General features: G+C 75.4%; 13 protein-coding genes. 9 read left to right on the forward strand and 4 right to left on the reverse strand.

The features are described from left to right. Positions 1-48: 48 nt before the first annotated feature. Positions 49-894 (reverse strand): PaaX family transcriptional regulator, encoded by an 846-nt coding sequence (locus tag ACU616_RS22995; RefSeq protein ID WP_446760732.1) that lies wholly within the window; start codon positions 892-894, stop codon positions 49-51. A gap of 312 nt (positions 895-1,206) precedes the next feature. On the opposite strand from ACU616_RS22995, the gene ACU616_RS23000 reads away from it, so the two are divergent. Beyond that, positions 1,207-2,139 (forward strand): DMT family transporter, encoded by a 933-nt coding sequence (locus ACU616_RS23000; RefSeq protein ID WP_446760733.1) that lies wholly within the window; start codon positions 1,207-1,209, stop codon positions 2,137-2,139. Between the two features lie 101 nt (positions 2,140-2,240). Here the strand turns inward: ACU616_RS23000 and ACU616_RS23005 are convergent, their stop codons facing one another. Both ACU616_RS23005 and ACU616_RS23010 read right to left on the reverse strand, forming a co-directional pair. Beyond that, positions 2,241-4,364, reverse strand: coding sequence for a DUF222 domain-containing protein (locus ACU616_RS23005; protein WP_446760734.1), 2,124 nt, complete (start codon positions 4,362-4,364; stop codon positions 2,241-2,243). Between the two features lie 100 nt (positions 4,365-4,464). Beyond that, a complete protein-coding gene (locus ACU616_RS23010; protein WP_446760735.1) occupies positions 4,465-5,199 on the reverse strand; it encodes a GNAT family N-acetyltransferase in 735 nt (244 codons plus the stop codon). Positions 5,200-5,334: 135 nt separating this feature from the next. Here ACU616_RS23010 and boxC point away from each other — a divergent pair, with 135 nt between their 5' ends. The 5 genes from boxC to ACU616_RS23035 all read left to right on the forward strand — a co-directional run bounded on the left by boxC (position 5,335) and on the right by ACU616_RS23035 (position 11,714). Next, on the forward strand, positions 5,335-7,074 hold the full coding sequence (gene boxC / locus ACU616_RS23015) for a 2,3-epoxybenzoyl-CoA dihydrolase (protein WP_446760736.1): 1,740 nt from the start codon (positions 5,335-5,337) through the stop codon (positions 7,072-7,074). A 2-nt stretch (positions 7,075-7,076) separates the two neighbouring features. Continuing rightward, positions 7,077-8,558: a benzoyl-CoA 2,3-epoxidase subunit BoxB gene (boxB, locus tag ACU616_RS23020; protein WP_446760737.1), complete on the forward strand. Its 1,482-nt coding sequence runs from the start codon at positions 7,077-7,079 to the stop codon at positions 8,556-8,558. A gap of 138 nt (positions 8,559-8,696) precedes the next feature. Next, entirely contained in the window at positions 8,697-10,382 is a 1,686-nt protein-coding gene (locus ACU616_RS23025) for a benzoate-CoA ligase family protein (protein WP_446760738.1), read from the forward strand. 50 nt (positions 10,383-10,432) lie between these two features. Further along, on the forward strand, positions 10,433-10,765 hold the full coding sequence (fdxA, locus tag ACU616_RS23030) for a ferredoxin (RefSeq protein ID WP_446760739.1): 333 nt from the start codon (positions 10,433-10,435) through the stop codon (positions 10,763-10,765). A gap of 31 nt (positions 10,766-10,796) precedes the next feature. Beyond that, positions 10,797-11,714 (forward strand): LLM class flavin-dependent oxidoreductase, encoded by a 918-nt coding sequence (locus ACU616_RS23035; protein ID WP_446760740.1) that lies wholly within the window; start codon positions 10,797-10,799, stop codon positions 11,712-11,714. A gap of 7 nt (positions 11,715-11,721) precedes the next feature. Here ACU616_RS23035 and ACU616_RS23040 read toward each other — a convergent pair whose 3' ends face one another. Further along, positions 11,722-13,527, reverse strand: coding sequence for a feruloyl-CoA synthase (locus tag ACU616_RS23040; protein ID WP_446760741.1), 1,806 nt, complete (start codon positions 13,525-13,527; stop codon positions 11,722-11,724). A gap of 87 nt (positions 13,528-13,614) precedes the next feature. Here ACU616_RS23040 and ACU616_RS23045 point away from each other — a divergent pair, with 87 nt between their 5' ends. The 3 genes from ACU616_RS23045 to ACU616_RS23055 all read left to right on the forward strand — a co-directional run bounded on the left by ACU616_RS23045 (position 13,615) and on the right by ACU616_RS23055 (position 15,137). Beyond that, positions 13,615-13,881, forward strand: a complete 267-nt coding sequence (locus ACU616_RS23045; protein WP_446760742.1) for a hypothetical protein — start codon at positions 13,615-13,617, stop codon at positions 13,879-13,881. Positions 13,882-14,049: 168 nt separating this feature from the next. Then, complete coding sequence (locus ACU616_RS23050) at positions 14,050-14,676, forward strand: antibiotic biosynthesis monooxygenase (RefSeq protein ID WP_446760743.1); 627 nt, start codon at positions 14,050-14,052, stop codon at positions 14,674-14,676. A 206-nt stretch (positions 14,677-14,882) separates the two neighbouring features. Then, complete coding sequence (locus ACU616_RS23055) at positions 14,883-15,137, forward strand: hypothetical protein (RefSeq protein ID WP_446760744.1); 255 nt, start codon at positions 14,883-14,885, stop codon at positions 15,135-15,137. Positions 15,138-15,250: the final 113 nt, after the last annotated feature.

Here is a 15,250-nt window from a genome sequence, read left to right on the forward strand (position 1 = left end):
GCCCACCCGGCCGCGACACGGGCACCCGTCGCGGGGGGCGCCTCGCTCTCAGCGGTCGCGGCTGAGCTCGGCCCACGCGGCCGTGGCGCGGGGCGCCCAGGCGGCGTGCCGTTCCCGGAAGACCTCGGCGGCCCGGTTGCCGCTCCACCGCGGCGGCAGCAGCTCGGTGGGCAGCGCGGGGTCGAGCAGCGGGAAGCGCCGCCACTCCTGGACCAGCCGGACCTGGGCCACCAGCGCCTGCCGGTCGGTGCGGGGACGGCGCCGGGCGACCAGGTCGAGGAAGTCCTCGTAGCGGCCCTCGATCTCGTCGAGGTCCCAGGCGCTGCGCACCAGCGACCGCTCGTCTCCCACGGCGCCGGCCTGCGCCACGAACGACCAGCTGCCGGCGAGCAGGCCGCAGTCGGACAGCACGCGCAGCGCCTCGGGCTCGCGGTCGACCCGGGGGGTGACCCAGGTGGTCGCGTTGACCGAGCCGAAGCCGGCCCAGCCCAGCTGCGTGCGCAGCCGCTGGCGCAGCGGCCGGGCGTTGTCCGGGACGCCGACGGTGAGCAGCAGCCACCGCCGGTCCCACTCCCGCTGCTCCGCGGCGAAGCCGTAGATCCGGTCGGTGCCCTCGCGCAGCAGCCGGGTGCCGGCCTCGGTCAGCGTCCACCGGGTCTCGCGCCCGACCCGGCTGCCGGCGATCCACCCGCTGTCGGCGGTGCGCATGATGGCCTGACGGGCCGCCTTCTCGGCGACGTCGAGGTCGGCCAGCAGGTCGATCAGCGTCGCCGTCCAGACCGGCCGGCCGCTGGGGAGCACGAACTCGCCGAGGACGGTGAGCAGGAGGCTGCGGGCACTGGCCGCACCGAGCTCCTGACGACGGGTGACGAACGGCCCGTCCACGACCTCCACGCCCCCATGGTGTCACCCGGGCGCCCGGGCGCCGGGGACGGCCACCCGGACGCCGTCCTCCCCGCCGGCGCGTGGGGTGCGGGTTGACAGACCGCGGATTGCGCTACAGCATCCCGGCTCGGACGACGTGCGGTGTAGTGCGTCCGGACTCGACGGAGCGGTCCATGACGAGGCGGGGCACCGTGCCGCGGGAGGCCGACCTCGACCCGCCCGCCGGTGGGGTGCCCGAGCCGCCGCACCGGCTCGGTGAGCGCGTGCGGCGCGGCGCCGGGAGTCGGCGGTGCCGGCTCGGTGACGCACCGGCCCGTCGGCGTGGCTGACCTCCCGGTGACCGCGCCCGGCCGGTCGCGGGTGCAGCGCCTGGGCGCCCCGTCGCTGTTCGTGCTGCTGTGGAGCACCGGCTTCGTCGGCGCCCAGTCCGGCCTGCCCTACGCCGAGCCGCTGACCTTCCTCGGACTGCGGATGGTGTTCGCCGCGACCCTGCTGGCGCTCGTCGCGCTCGTCCTGCGCGCGGAGCGCCCCTCCCGGCCGGCGCAGTACGGCCACTCCGCGGCCGTCGGCCTGCTGCTGCACGCCGGCTACCTCGGCGGGGTGTTCGTCGCGGTCTCCCTCGGCGTGCCGGCTCCGGTCTCGGCGGTCGTGGTGAGCCTGCAGCCGGTGCTCACCGTGGTGCTGGCCGGTCCGGTGCTGGGCGAGCGGGCCGCGCCGCGGCAGTGGCTCGGGCTGGCGGTCGGGGTGGCCGGCGTCGCCGTCGTCGTCTGGCCCGGCCTCACCGCCGCGGCCGGGCAGGCGGGTTCGCTCTCGCCGCGGGGCCTGCTGGCCTGCCTGGTGGCGCTGGCCTCGGGCACCGCCGGCACCGTCTACCAGAAGCGGTACGGCACCGGCGTCCCGATGCTGTGGGGCACCGCCGTGCAGTACGCCGCCGCCGCGGTCGTGCTGCTGGCCGGCGCGCTGGCCACCGAGCAGATGACGGTCCGCTGGACCGGGGAGTTCGTCCTGGCCATGGTCTGGCTGGTGCTCGCCCTCTCGCTCGGCGCGGTCCTGCTGCTGCTCCTGCTGTTGCGGCGGGGCACGGCCGCGGAGGTGTCCAGCCTGTTCTACCTGGTGCCGCCGGCCGTGGCCCTCGAGGCGTGGCTGCTGTTCGGGACCGTGCCGGCCGCGGTGTCGCTGGCCGGCATCGCGCTCACCGCCGTGGGTGTCGCACTGGTGGTCGCCCCTCGGCGCCGGGCGGTCGCGGTCGGGTAGCCCTGCGTGCGCGACGGGCCGGCTCGCGCCGTGTGCGACGGAGCGCTGCCCTTCCGACCGGACCTCGCCCCTCGGAGTGACCGCGACCGCGCCACGCGTGCTCAGAACGGTGGTGGGGTGGTCACTGCGGTCAGGCCGGTGGGTGTGGTGACGGTGAGGGTGCCCTCGGGGGTGAGGGTGTGGGTCCAGCCCGGGGCCTGGTGCTTACCGCGGTGGTGGGTGGTGCAGAAGCCGGCCAGGTTGGCCGCTGACGTCTCCCCGTGGGGGTGGGGTGTGGCGTGGTCGAGTTCGCCGGCGTAGGGGATGCGGCGGCGGCAGCCCGGGAACCGGCAGTGCCGGTCGCGGGCGCGCAGGTAGCGGTCCAGTGCCGCGGTGGGCCGGTAGCCGGCGGTGGGGGCGGGGACGCGCAGGCCGGGGCGGGCGCTCAGGTCGTGGCCGCAGGTCTCGGGCCGGCGGCGGCAGGCGGGGGTGCCGCAGTGCGCGGTGCGGCGCAGTGCGGGCAGGTCGGTGAGGACGAGCAGGGCGCCGCTGACGGCGTCGGTGAGGGCGATGCGCGGCCGGTCGGCCAGTCCGCCGCCGGCGGTGGCGGACAGCAGGGCGGCGAGGTCGGTGCGCTGGGTGGCGGCGGCCAGCGCGCCGAGTGCGTCGGGGGCGGTGCTCACCCGGCCGGCGGGGCTGGTCTGCCAGGCGGTCTCCTCGGCGGCGTCGGCGCGCGTGGCGGTGGCCACCATCCACTGGGCGGCGCCCAGGGCGAGGCGGGCGGTGTGCACGGCTGCGGCGGCGTCCTCGACGGCCCGGTCGGCCGCCGCCCACCAGCCACCGGCTGGCGGACTGCCGGCTGCGGGCGCAGTGACGTCGTCGCGCTCAGGTGGGCCACTCGCAGCTTCCCCGGCCGGGTCGGGTGGGTGGCCCGGTGTCCAGGCGGGATCGCCGGGTGCCGGGTCGTCGCCGAAGGCCTCGCGCACCAGCTCGTCGAGCCAGCGGTCGAAGTCCGCGGCGCTGAGCTCGGCGGCGGCCCGCTCGACCGGGCCGCCCTCGACGTCCGTGGGCCCCGGGGAGTCCGTGAACCGGTCGGCGGCCAGCCGCTCGTCGACGGCCACGGGCTCGCCGGAGCCGATGGGCTCGCTGGCGCCGATGGGCTCGCCAGCGCCCATGGTCTGACCGGCCCTGGTGCCGGCGGGACCAGCGCCGGGCGGGATACCGGCATCGGCGTCGATGCCGCTGGGGTCGGTGCCGGTGGTGTCGGTGCCGCTGCCGGCTGCATCACTGATGGGGTCCAGGCCGGCGAAGGCGCGGGCGAGCTGGCGGGCCATCTCCGCGGGCACCAGCTGCCCGTCGACCTCGCCGACACCGTCCCCGCCGAGCAGGGTCTGCACCGACGCGACGACGGTCAACGGCACCTGCACCGGCGGCAGCCCGCCCTCGCCGGGGCGCAGCACCAGGTCGATCAGGCAGTCCACCATCTTCTGCCCGCGGGTGCGCGCGTCGGCCGGGTCGGGCTCCAGCGCGTCGGCGTAGGCCGACAGCGCCCGCAGCAGCGTCTGCGCCTCAGCGGTGGTGCACACCACTGTCACCGCCGACATGCCCACCGTGCGCTCGGGCCGGGCCGAGACGCCGCGCTCCCGCAGCGCCTGCACGAGGTCGCGGGCGGCGTCGCGGGCGTTGTGCTGCGCGACCGCGCGCCGCACCCGGTCACCGAGTTGGCCGGGGGTGGTCACCCGCTGCCGCCGCGCCACCCAGTCGAGCAGCTCCTGCTCCACCCGACCACGCAGGGCGTCCTCGGCGATCGGCGCCACGTGCTCCAGCAGGCACCACAGGTGCCCGGTGTGCAGCAGCCCGGACTCCAGCGCGGCCAGCACCCGGGGCAGCCGGGTGACCAGGAGCAGCGACCGCTCCAGCTCGGCCTCGGCGCGCTGCGCGGTGACGCCCAGGGCGACCGTGAGCTCCTGGGTGGCCCACTCGCTCACCGGGCGCAGCACCTCGGCCCGCGCCGCCCACCGCTGGGCCGACATCGCGCCACGCTCACCCTGCGCCCGGTCGGCCGAGGCCGGCCGGGTCACGGCGAACGCGGCGAGCGCCCGCGCGCGGCGTGCCGTCTGGCGGGAGATCTCCCGATCGGCGGCCTGCACCTCACCCAGCGGACCGGCCGCCCACCCGACGGCCGGCGACGCGAGGTCGGGCACCGCAGGCGCCTCGGACACCTCGCGCACCGACCCCGCCGTCATGCGTTCGATCATACGTTCGAACGAGGGGTCGGGCAAGACCTGTGGACGACAAAACCGCAGCTCAGAGGCTCGCGCTGTCCGGGACGAGGCCCGACCGACGTCAGTACCGGTGCTGCTCGGGGTCGACGTAGCCGCCGCTCTCCTCCTCACCCGGCCCCCGGTCGGCCCCCACGGCAGCCGGCTCGGAGGACGACCGCGGCCGGCCGGCTGCCCGTTCGCGCTCGGCGAGGTAGCGCGCCTCCCGGTCGCCGGAGGGCGGGGTGGCCACGCCGGTGCCCGGCCGCCCGTCCTGCCGCTGCCCGACGTCGCGCCCACCGCCGTTCTCGGTGCCGTCACCGGCACCACCGGCACCACCGGCGCCGTCGGCACCCGCGTCGTCAGCACCAGCGCCGTCCCCGCCGGCGCCACGACCGCCGACGCGCTTGCGGAGCCGGCCGTCCTCGGCCGCGGAGAACCCGCGGCGCTGCAGCCAGGCGGTCACCGCGTCCCGCTCGGGGTGGGTGTCGCGGACCACGTTGAGCACGTAGTTCAGGCCGCGGGCGGCGGCCTCCTCCTCGAGGTGGTGCATCGCGAACAGCCCGACGCCGGAGCCGCGCGCGCCCGCCTCGACGGCGAGCAGCACCTCCGCGTCACCCCAGACGTCGTCGAGCCAGCCGTAGCCGACCACGACGCCGTCGCGCTCGACGCGCCACCAGTCGCTGGACAGCCGCTCGCCCGGCCGGCGGGCCTCGGTGCGGAAGACGCCCTCGGGCACGGAGGCGAAGACCCGCTCGCGGTCGGCGTCCCACCGGGGGTCGTCCTCGTGCACCCACCGCAGGGTGTGCGCAGGGGTCACCGAGACCTCCGTCGACGTCCGTGGCCTGCGCCACTTGTCTACATCTGACGCGTTGCTTGCGCAAGGTCGTGTAGCACGACACGATGGTCGCGGCAGGCCCTCCGGGGCCGATCCGCCCGCATCCCTGGAGGCGCCGTGACCACCCTCGACGACCGTTCGACGACGGCGGAGGGACCGGCCCCCGTCGCCGAGCCGGCCGCGACCACCGAGGTCTCCTTCGACACCTCCCCCGAGCGCTACCGGCACTGGCGGCTGTCGGTCGAGGGCGAGGTCGCGACCCTCACCCTCGACGTCGCCGAGGACGGCGGGATCGTGCCGGGCTACGAGCTGAAGATGAACAGCTACGACCTGGGCGTCGACATCGAGCTGCACGACGCGCTGCAGCGGATCCGGTTCGAGCACCCCGAGGCCAAGGTGGTCGTGGTCGCCAGCGCCAAGGAGCGGATGTTCTGTGCCGGCGCCAACATCAAGATGCTCGCGGCGTCCCCGCACAGCTGGAAGGTGAACTTCTGCAAGTTCACGAACGAGACCCGCAACGGCATCGAGGACGCCTCGGCCCACTCCGGCCTGCGCTCCGTCGCCGCGGTCAACGGCACCGCCGCCGGCGGCGGCTACGAGCTGGCGCTGGCCTGCGACGAGATCGTGCTCGTCGACGACAACTCCTCGGCGGTCTCCCTGCCGGAGGTCCCGCTGCTCGGCGTGCTGCCGGGCACCGGCGGCCTGACCCGCGTGGTCGACAAGCGCGGCGTGCGCCGGGACCTGGCCGACGTCTTCGCCACCACCGCCGAGGGCATCCGCGGCGAGCGCGCGGTGCGGTGGCGGCTGGTCGACGCCAGCGTCAGGGCCCGCGACTTCGACGCCGAGGTCGCCCGGCGGGCCGCCGCGGCCGCCGCCGCGTCGAGCCGGCCGGGTGCCGGCGCGACCGGCGTGGCGCTGACCCCGCTGCGCCGCGAGGTCGACGGCGACACCACCCGCTACGCGCACGTCCGCGTGGTCCTCGACCGCGACTCGGGCACCGCGACGATCACCGTCCTCGGCCCCGAGTCGGTGCCCGGCAGCGTCGAGGAGCTGCAGGCGCAGGGCGACGCCGCCTGGCTGCTGGCCACCACCCGCGAGCTCGACGACGCGATCCTGCGGCTGCGCACCAACGAGCTCGCCGTCGGCACGTGGCTGCTGCGCACCGAGGGCGACGTCGCCGCGGTCGCCGCCTACGACGAGTTCCTGCTGGCCAACCGCGACCACTGGCTGGTCAACGAGACGATCGGCTTCCACCGCCGCACGCTCAAGCGCCTGGACACCACCAGCCGCAGCCTCTTCGCGCTCGTCGAGCCCGGCTCCTGCTTCGCCGGCTCGCTGGCCGAGATCGCCCTCGCCGCCGACCGCCAGTACATGCTCGAGGGCATCTGGGAGGACATGGCCGAGGACGACGAGCGCCCGTTGCCGGCGGCGGTCATCCGGCTCGACGAGTTCAACACCGGGCTGCTGCCGATGGGCAACGGCCTCTCCCGCCTGCAGGTCCGCTTCCTCGGCAGCGCCGACGAGCTGGCCGCCGCCGAGGCGGCCGTGGGCCGCGACCTGCCGGCCGCCGACGCGGACGGCCTCGGCCTGGTGACCAGCACGCCGGACGACATCGACTGGGAGGACGAGGTCCGCCTGGCGATCGAGGAGCGCGCCAGCTTCTCCCCCGACGCGCTCACCGGCATGGAGGCCAACCTGCGCTTCGCCGGCCGCGAGACCCCGGAGACGAAGGTCTTCGGCCGGCTCACCGCCTGGCAGAACTGGATCTTCCAGCGGCCGAACGCCGCTGGGCCCGAGGGAGCACTGCGCCGCTACGGAACCGGCAAGCGCGCCGACTACGACAGGAAGCGGGTCTGACCATGACCACCACCGAGTCCACCCCTCAGAGCGGCACGGTCACCGGGGACGCCCCCACCCCCACCGGGCCGCTGTCGCGCATCGACTACAGCGAGCGGATCCCGAACAACGTCAACCTGGCCGGCGACCGCAAGCTGCAGCGGGCGCTGGAGGGCTGGCAGCCGAAGTTCCTCGACTGGTGGAAGAACCTCGGCCCGTCCATCCCGACGCACGACGTCTACCTGCGGACGGCGATCGCCGTCGGCCGCGACGGGTGGGCGCACTTCGACCGGGTGCCCATGGAGGAGTACCGCTGGGGCATCTTCCTCGCCGAGCGCGACCCCGACCGGAAGGTCAACTTCGGCGACCGCAAGGGCGAGCCGGCCTGGCAGGAGGTGCCCGGCGAGCACCGGTCGGACCTGCGCCGGCTGATCGTCGTCCAGGGCGACACCGAGCCCGCCTCAGTCGAGCAGCAGCGCCACCTCGGCATGACCGCGCCGTCGCTCTACGACATGCGCAACCTCTTCCAGGTCAACGTGGAGGAGGGCCGCCACCTGTGGGCGATGGTCTACCTGCTGCACGCCTACTTCGGGAAGGACGGCCGCGAGGAGGCCGAGCAGCTGCTCAAGCGAAACTCCGGCGACTTCGACTCCCCGCGCATCCTCGGGGCGTTCAACGAGGAGACGACCGACTGGCTGTCGTTCTTCATGTTCACCTACTTCACCGACCGGGACGGCAAGTACCAGCTCGGCACGCTGAAGGAGAGCGGCTTCGACCCGCTGGCGCGCACCTGCGAGTTCATGCTCAAGGAGGAGGCGCACCACATGTTCGTCGGGACGACGGGCGTGCAGCGCACCGTCCAGCGGACCGCCGAGCTGATGAAGGAGCACGGCACCGACGACATCTGGTCCCACGGCGGCATCCCGCTGTCGGTCGTCCAGAAGTACCTGAACTTCCAGTACTCCGTCTCGATGGACCTCTTCGGGTCCGAGACCTCCTCCAACGTCGCGGCGTACTACACCGCCGGGCTCAAGGGCCGCTGGATGGAGACCCGCCGCAAGGACGACCACCAGCTGCACGACCTGACCATGGACGTCCCGGTCGTCGAGAACGGGCAGCTGACCACCCGCACCGTGCCGATGCTCACCGCGCTCAACCTCGACCTGCGCAACGAGTACGCCGCCGACTGCGAGAACGGCGTCAAGCGGTGGAACCAGGAGCTGGAGGACGCCGGTCTGGAGGAGCGGCTGTACCTGCCGCACCAGGGGTTCAACCGCAAGGTCGGCGCCTTCGCCGGGCACCACGTCACGCCCACCGGCGAGATCGTCGACGAGGCCACCTGGCAGCAGCGGGTGGGCGAGTTCCTGCCCACCGCCGAGGACCGGGCGCGCGTCGCCGAGCTGATGGTGCCGCACTACGAGCCCGGTGAGTTCGCCGGCTGGATCGCCCCGCCCTCGGTCGGGATCAACTCGCTGCCGGTCGAGTACGACTACGTGCGCTTCTGAGCCGTCGCGCACCGCGGCCCGCGGCCGGGCCCTGGGGGTCCGGCCGCAGGCCCGCACGACGCCGGCCGGCGCGGCCGGCCTCCCCTCCCCCGAGCGGTCCTCCGCCTCGGTCCCCCGGCACGGAAAGGGTCGAGCACCGTGGCCACCCTGGACACCGCCCCCACCTCGCCCACCGCCCTGCGGCCCGAGGCACCGGCCCCCTCCGGCGAGCCGTTCAACGCCGCCGAGTGGCTGGTCACCCGGCACGCCCGCGCCACGCCCGACCGCCGCGCGATCACCGCGATCGACCTCGACGGCAGCGTCCGGACCCTGACCTACGCCGAGCTCGACGCGGCCGTCCGCGCCTTCGCCGCCGCCCTCGTCGCCGCCGGGATCCGCCCGGAGGAGCGCCTGCTGCTGTGCATGGGCGACACTCCCGAGCTGCTCACCGCCTTCCTCGCCGGGCTGCGCATCGGCGCGGTCCCGGTGCCGGTGAGCACCATGCTCACGCCCAAGGACATCGCGGTGCTGGCCACCGACAGCCGGGCCCGCCTGGTCGTGCTCAGCTCGGAGTTCGCCGCGCTCGGGACCGCGGTCGCCGGCAGCCGGGACCTGACCGACGTCGTCGTCCTCACCGCCGACGCGCTGCCGGACGTCCCCGGGGTGCGGGTGCGCACCTGGGCGGACGTCACCGCCGCCGGCGCGGACTTCGCCGAGCAGGTCGCGCAGCCCTACCCGACGGTCGCCGACTCCCCCGCGTTCTGGCTCTACACCTCCGGGACCACCGGCACGCCCAAGGCCGCGATGCACCGGCACGGCTCGCTGCGCGACACCGCCGTGACCTACGCCCGCGACGTCCTGGCGATCGGCCCCGACGACGTCACCTTCTCCGTGGCGAAGTTCTTCTTCGCCTACGGCCTGGGCAACACGCTCACCTTCCCGTTCTCGGTCGGCGCCAGCACGGTCCTCGACCGCTCGCGGCCCAGCCCCGCCGGGACGCTGCGGGTGCTGCGCGAGCAGCGGCCGACGCTGTTCTTCGCCGGCCCCACCTACTACGCGGCGCTGCTGGCGGCCGGCCTGCCCGCCGACGCGTTCACCGGGGTGCGCGCCTGCGTGTCGGCCGGCGAGGCGTTCCCGGCCCCGCTGTTCGAGCGGTTCACCGGCACGTTCGACGTGGAGGTGCTCGACGGCATCGGCTCCACCGAGATGCTGCACATCTTCATCAGCGGCCGGCCCGGCCGCACCCGGCCCGGCTCCACCGGCGAGCTGGTCGCCGGCTACGGCGCGCGGATCCTCGACGACGACGGGCAGCCCGTCCCCGACGGCACGCCCGGCAACCTGTGGGTGACCGGGTCGTCGGCGGCGACCGGCTACTGGTCGCGCACGCAGGTGACCCGCCGGGTGTTCCAGGGCGAGTGGGTGCGCACCGGCGACACCTACGTGCGCAGCCCCGACGGGTACTACAGCTCGCTGGGCCGCACCGACGACATCATCAAGGCCGGCGGCATCTGGGTGTCCCCGACCGAGGTGGAGGAGCGGCTGCGCGCCCACCCCGACGTGGCACAGGCCGTGGTGGTCCCGGTGCCCGACGAGACCGGCCTGGACAAGCCCGTCGCCTGCGTCGTCCTCACCCCGCAGGCCGCCACCGGCGCCGAGGACCTCGTGGCCTGGTGCCGGGACGGCCTGGCCGCCTTCAAGCGGCCGCGGCACATCGTCGTGTTCGACGAGCTCCCCACCACGGCCACCGGCAAGCTGCAGCGCTTCCGCATCCGCGAGCTGGCGACCGAGCGCCTCGGTGGTGCGGCGGAGCCCGACCTGACGCCGATCACCGGGGGCCCGGCGTGAGCGCCGCGCGCGCCTGACCCCGATCCCCACACCCGCCAGGAGGACTCCCCGTGCCCTACGTCATCGGCGCCGAGTGCATCGACACCACGGACATGTCCTGCGTCGAGGAGTGCCCGGTCGACTGCATCTACGAGGGCGACCGCAAGCTCTACATCAACCCCAAGGAGTGCATCGACTGCGGCGCCTGCGAGCCGGTCTGCCCGGTCGAGGCCATCTCGCAGGACCGCCGGGTCACCGAGGAGAACGAGCCGCACGTCGCCGACAACCGGCGGTTCTTCGTCGAGCCGCTCCCGGGTCGCGACGCGCCGCTGGGCAGCCCGGGCGGCGCGTCGAAGGTGGGCCGCATCGGGGTCGACACCGAGCTCGTCGCCGACGGCTCGTGATGCTCCGGGCCCCGGACGACGGGGAGGTGCCGTGCGGGTCGTCCTGACGCTGGGCCCCGACCAGACCGCCGTGGCCGCGGAGGCGCGCGGCGCGGAGGACGCGGGGTACGACGGGATCGCCACCGGCGAGCACCTGTTCTTCCACGGCGCCCCGTCCAACGCCTTCGTCGCCCTCGCCGCGGCCGCCGGGGCGACCAGCTGCATCCGCCTGCTCAGCTCGCTGACGGTGCTGCCGCTCTATCCCGCCGCCCTGGCCGCGAAGCTGGCGACGACGCTCGACCAGGTCTCCGGTGGCCGGTTCGACCTGGGGGTCGGCGTCGGCGGCGAGTACCCGCCGGAGTTCGTCGCCGCCGGCGTCGACGTCGGGCAGCGCGGCGCGCGCACCGACGAGGCGCTGGACCTGCTGCGCCGGCTGTGGGCCGGCGGCCCGGTCGACTTCGCCGGCCGCTGGACCCGCATCGAGGGCCTGGCGCTCTCCCCCGGGCCGGTGCAGCCCGGCGGCCCGCCGCTGTGGCTCGGCGGCCGCCGGGCACCGGCGATCCGGCGGGCCGGCCGGTTCGCCGACGTCTGGATGCCGTACATGTACACGCCCGAGCAGCTGGCCCGCAGCCTCGCTGAGGTGCGCGAGGCGGCCGAGCGGGCGGGGCGGGACCCCGCGGCCGTCCGGGGTGCGGTCTTCTCCTGGGGCGGGGTGGACGCCGACGCGGCCCGGGCCCGGCAGGAGGTCGTCGACGGCGTGAGCGCCGTCTACCAGCAGGACTTCGCGCCGCTCGCCGACCGCTACCTGCTGCACGGCGACCCCGACCGCGTGCTCGCCCGGGCCCGCGAGTACGCCGACGCCGGCGCCGAGACCCTGGTGTTCTCCCCGGTCGGGGCGGGCGCCCGCCGGCGGGAGCTGGTCGACCTGTTCACCGCGGCCGTCCTCCCCCGGCTCACCGCGGGCGGGTGAGGGGAGCTCAGCCCTCCCGGCAGACGACCTGCGGCGGCAGCGGCCGGGCCGACAGCAGCGCCACCAGGTCGGCGCGGCGGTCGCGGACGGCGGCCTGGTTGACGTAGCCCTTGTCGGTGATCTCGCCGGCGTCCAGGCGGGCGGGCTCGGTGAGCACGAGGACGCGCTCGACGCACTGCGAGGAGCCGCCGCCCCGCGTGGCCAGGCGCCGCAGGGTGGCGGCCAGGTCGGCGCGCAGCGCGTCGTCCGGGACGCCGTCGGCGTCGACGCGGCCGGCGGCGTCGGGGTGCAGCCACACCATCGCGGTCACGCACTCGCCGTCCTGGCCGCAGATCACCGCGTCGGTGAGGAGCCCCTCGGCGGCCGACAGCAGCAGGGGCCGCAGCGTCCCGACGCTGACGAAGGTGCCGGTGGACAGCTTGAAGTCCTCGGCGATCCGGCCGCGGAAGACCAGGCCCGCCGCCGGGTCGCCGGGGTCGGCGAGCGCGACGGCGTCGCCGGTGCGGAAGAAGCCGTGCTCGTCGAAGGCGGCCGCGGTGAGGTCGGGGCGGCGGTGGTAGCCGGGCGTGACGTTGGGCCCGGTCACCCGGACCTCGGTCTTCTCCCCCACCGGCACCAGCGCCAGCTCCACCCCGGGCAGGGGGACGCCGAGGACGTCGCTGCGGGTGATCGGGAAGTGCGCCGAGGTCGCGGCCGGCGCGGTCTCGGTCAGCCCCCAGGAGGTGGTCATCGTCATCGTGGCGCCGTGGTCGGCGGCCAGCGCCTCCAGCCGGTCCCACAGCTGCTGCGGCAGCGCGGCCCCGGCGAAGAAGCCCAGCCGCAGGCGCGCGAGGAAGGCGCCCGCGACCGCCGGGTCGCGCTCGAGGTGCGGCAGCAGCGCGGCGTAGCCGGCCGGCACGTTGAGGTACAGGGTGGGGCGGGCGTCGGCCAGGTTCCGCACGGTGCGGCCGACCAGCGCCGGAGCGGGCCGCCCGTCGTCGATCCACAGCGTGCCGCCGCCGGCCAGCACCATGCCCAGGTCGTGGTTGCCGCCGAAGGTGTGGCTCCACGGCAGCCAGTCGAGCAGCACCGGCGGCTCCTGCGCGAGGAAGGGCCAGACCTGGCGGATCTGCTGCTGGTTGGCCATGAGCATGCCATGCGTGTTGAGGACGCCCTTGGGGCTGCCGGTGGACCCCGAGGTGAACAGCATCTTGGCCACGTCCTCCCGGCGCAGCGCGGCGCACCGCCGGTCGACCTCGGCGGTGGGGTCGGCACCGAGGTCGGCCGCCGGGACCGAGCCGGGCAGGTCGCCGTCCCGGCTGAGCACCGGCCGCCCACCGGCGACGGCCGCTGCGGCCGCGGCGAAGGAGGCGTCCTCGGCCACGACCAGCCCCGGTTCCACCAGGTCGGTCATCGCGCGCAGCTCCGCGTGGTCGGCGCTCTGCAGCGAGTAGGCGACGCTCGTCGGCACCACCGGGGCGCCGACGGTCATCGCCGCCAGGGTGACGAGCAGGTGCAGCCGGCTGTTGCCCGACAGCACCTGCACCGGACGGTCGGCCAGGCCCCGGTCGAGCAGGCCCTGGGCGAGCCGGTCGGCCTGCGCCCGCGCCTCGCCCCAGGTCAGCCGGGCCCACTCGCCGTCGGCGCCGCGCTCGGCGACCAGGAGCCGCTCGGGGTGCTCCTCGCTGTGCCGCCGGAACTCGTGGACGACGCTGACCGGGTGCTCGGCCAGCGGTTCGGCCGAGCGCAGCAGCACGCGGCCGTCGGCCAGGCGGTCGGACTCGATCCTCGGCGCGGCGAAGGTCGCCGGTCGCCCGCGGTGGTGGTCGGGCATGTCGTCCCTCCGGTGACCGGTGGTGGGGCACCGGTCGGACGTGCTACGGCCGGGAAGCGCACCAGCAGTCCCTCTGGAGCGGGTCGGGTGGCTCATCAACGCACGCACCCGCCTGCGGGGTCAAGGTGGACGGCGCCGCCTCGCCCGGCCCTGCTGCCCGAGCCGCTGTCCCACGTCGACGGGGCGCTGGTCTCCTGCGGCTCCGGCACCGCCTACGAGGGCCCGCTGCGGCTGCAGCTGTCGGGGCAGGACCGGCTGCTGGTCACCGGGCTCGGGCCCGTCGGCCTGGCCGGCGAGGCACACCGCGTCGCCGACGGGGGCGCGGCGGTCGAGGTCTGCATCGTCTTCGGGTGACCTCGTCCTCGTGTGACGTCGTCTCCGAGGCCGTCCCGGGTCGGCCCGCTCGTGCCCGGACGGACGCCGCCCGCGCGGAGGACCGTTGTCCGGCGCTGGGCGAGGGAGGACGCTCGGCCGTGCGGCGATGCCGCAGGGGCGTCGCCGCCGGTCCGAGAGGAGGGCGGCATGTACGCCCGATCGACCACCATCCGCGGCAACCCCGGCTCGCTCGACGACGCCATCGCCTACGTGCGGGACGAGGTCTGGCCGGCCGTGCAGGACATGGACGGCTGCGTCGGCCTGTCGATGACGTGCGACCGCGAGAGCGGCCGGTGCATCGCGACGTCGGCCTGGGAGGACCGGCAGGCGATGCAGGCCAGCGCCGAGCGCATCGCCCCGATGCGCTGGCAGCTGATGGACCGCTTCGGGGCAGGCGACGACCTCGAGGTGCAGGAGTGGGAGATCGCGGTCCTGCACCGCGAGCACTCCACCCGGGACGGCGCCTGTGCCCGGCTCACCTGGAGCCGCGGCGACCCGGCCCGGGCCGACCAGGTGCTCGACCTGTACCGCACCCACATGATGCCGCGGATCCAGGAGCTGCCCGGCTTCTGCAGCCTCAGCCTGCTCCTCGACCGGGACAGCGGCCACGCCGTCGGCACGGTCGTCCTCGACAGCCGCGCCGACCTCGAGCGGACGCGGGAGCAGGCCCGGGTCCTGCGGGAGGAGGGCGTGCGCACCATGGGCGTCGACGTCCTCGACGTCGCCGAGATGGACCTCGTCCTCGCCCACCTCCGGGTGCCCGAGACCGTCTGACCCCGGCACCCGCGCGGCCCGGGGTCCGGTCCGGGTCCTGGGGCGCGCGACGACACGGGGGTCCTCCCCACCAATGAGAGGGGGTTCGTCCTCGCCATTCTGTAGGGACACCTCGATGGTCCCCTCTTCCCGGGAAGCGCATTCTTCTCTCACGGCACGAACCGCCGGTTCGGACCGCGAACCCCCCTCACGGAAAAGAGAACCCGATGTCCTTCTACAGCTCCTACGTCCCCCTCTACGGTGACGGCGGCAACGGCGGCGTGGCGGTCAACGCCGGCAACATCAACTTCGGCGGCAGCCAGACCAACACCGCCAGCGCCGACGGCGGCGCCGGCGGACTGTTCGGTGACGGCGGCAACGGCGGCGTGGCGGTCAACGCCGGCAACATCAACATCGGCGGCAGCCAGACCAACACCGCCAGCGCCGACGGCGGCGACGCCAGCCACTTCCTGCTCGTCTGACCCACACCTCCCTCCCAGCGAGCCCCGGGCGACTCTCGCCCGGGGCTCGCTCGTCCGCGTGCCCGGGGACACCGGCTGCGGTGCCGTCGCCCCGGCGGTCGGGGTGGCACCAC

The organism is Geodermatophilus sp. URMC 62, assembly GCF_052931475.1.

Bases quoted from the DNA above. Each gene is read 5' to 3' on its own strand.
- ACU616_RS23005 (WP_446760734.1), bottom strand. From the start codon at position 4,364: ATGACGGCGGGGTCGGTGCGCGAGGTGTCCGAGGCGCCTGCGGTGCCC.
- boxB (WP_446760737.1), top strand. From the start codon at position 7,077: ATGACCACCACCGAGTCCACCCCTCAGAGCGGCACGGTCACCGGGGAC.
- ACU616_RS23040 (WP_446760741.1), bottom strand. From the start codon at position 13,527: ATGCCCGACCACCACCGCGGGCGACCGGCGACCTTCGCCGCGCCGAGG.
- ACU616_RS23050 (WP_446760743.1), top strand. From the start codon at position 14,050: ATGTACGCCCGATCGACCACCATCCGCGGCAACCCCGGCTCGCTCGAC.
- ACU616_RS23055 (WP_446760744.1), top strand. From the start codon at position 14,883: ATGTCCTTCTACAGCTCCTACGTCCCCCTCTACGGTGACGGCGGCAAC.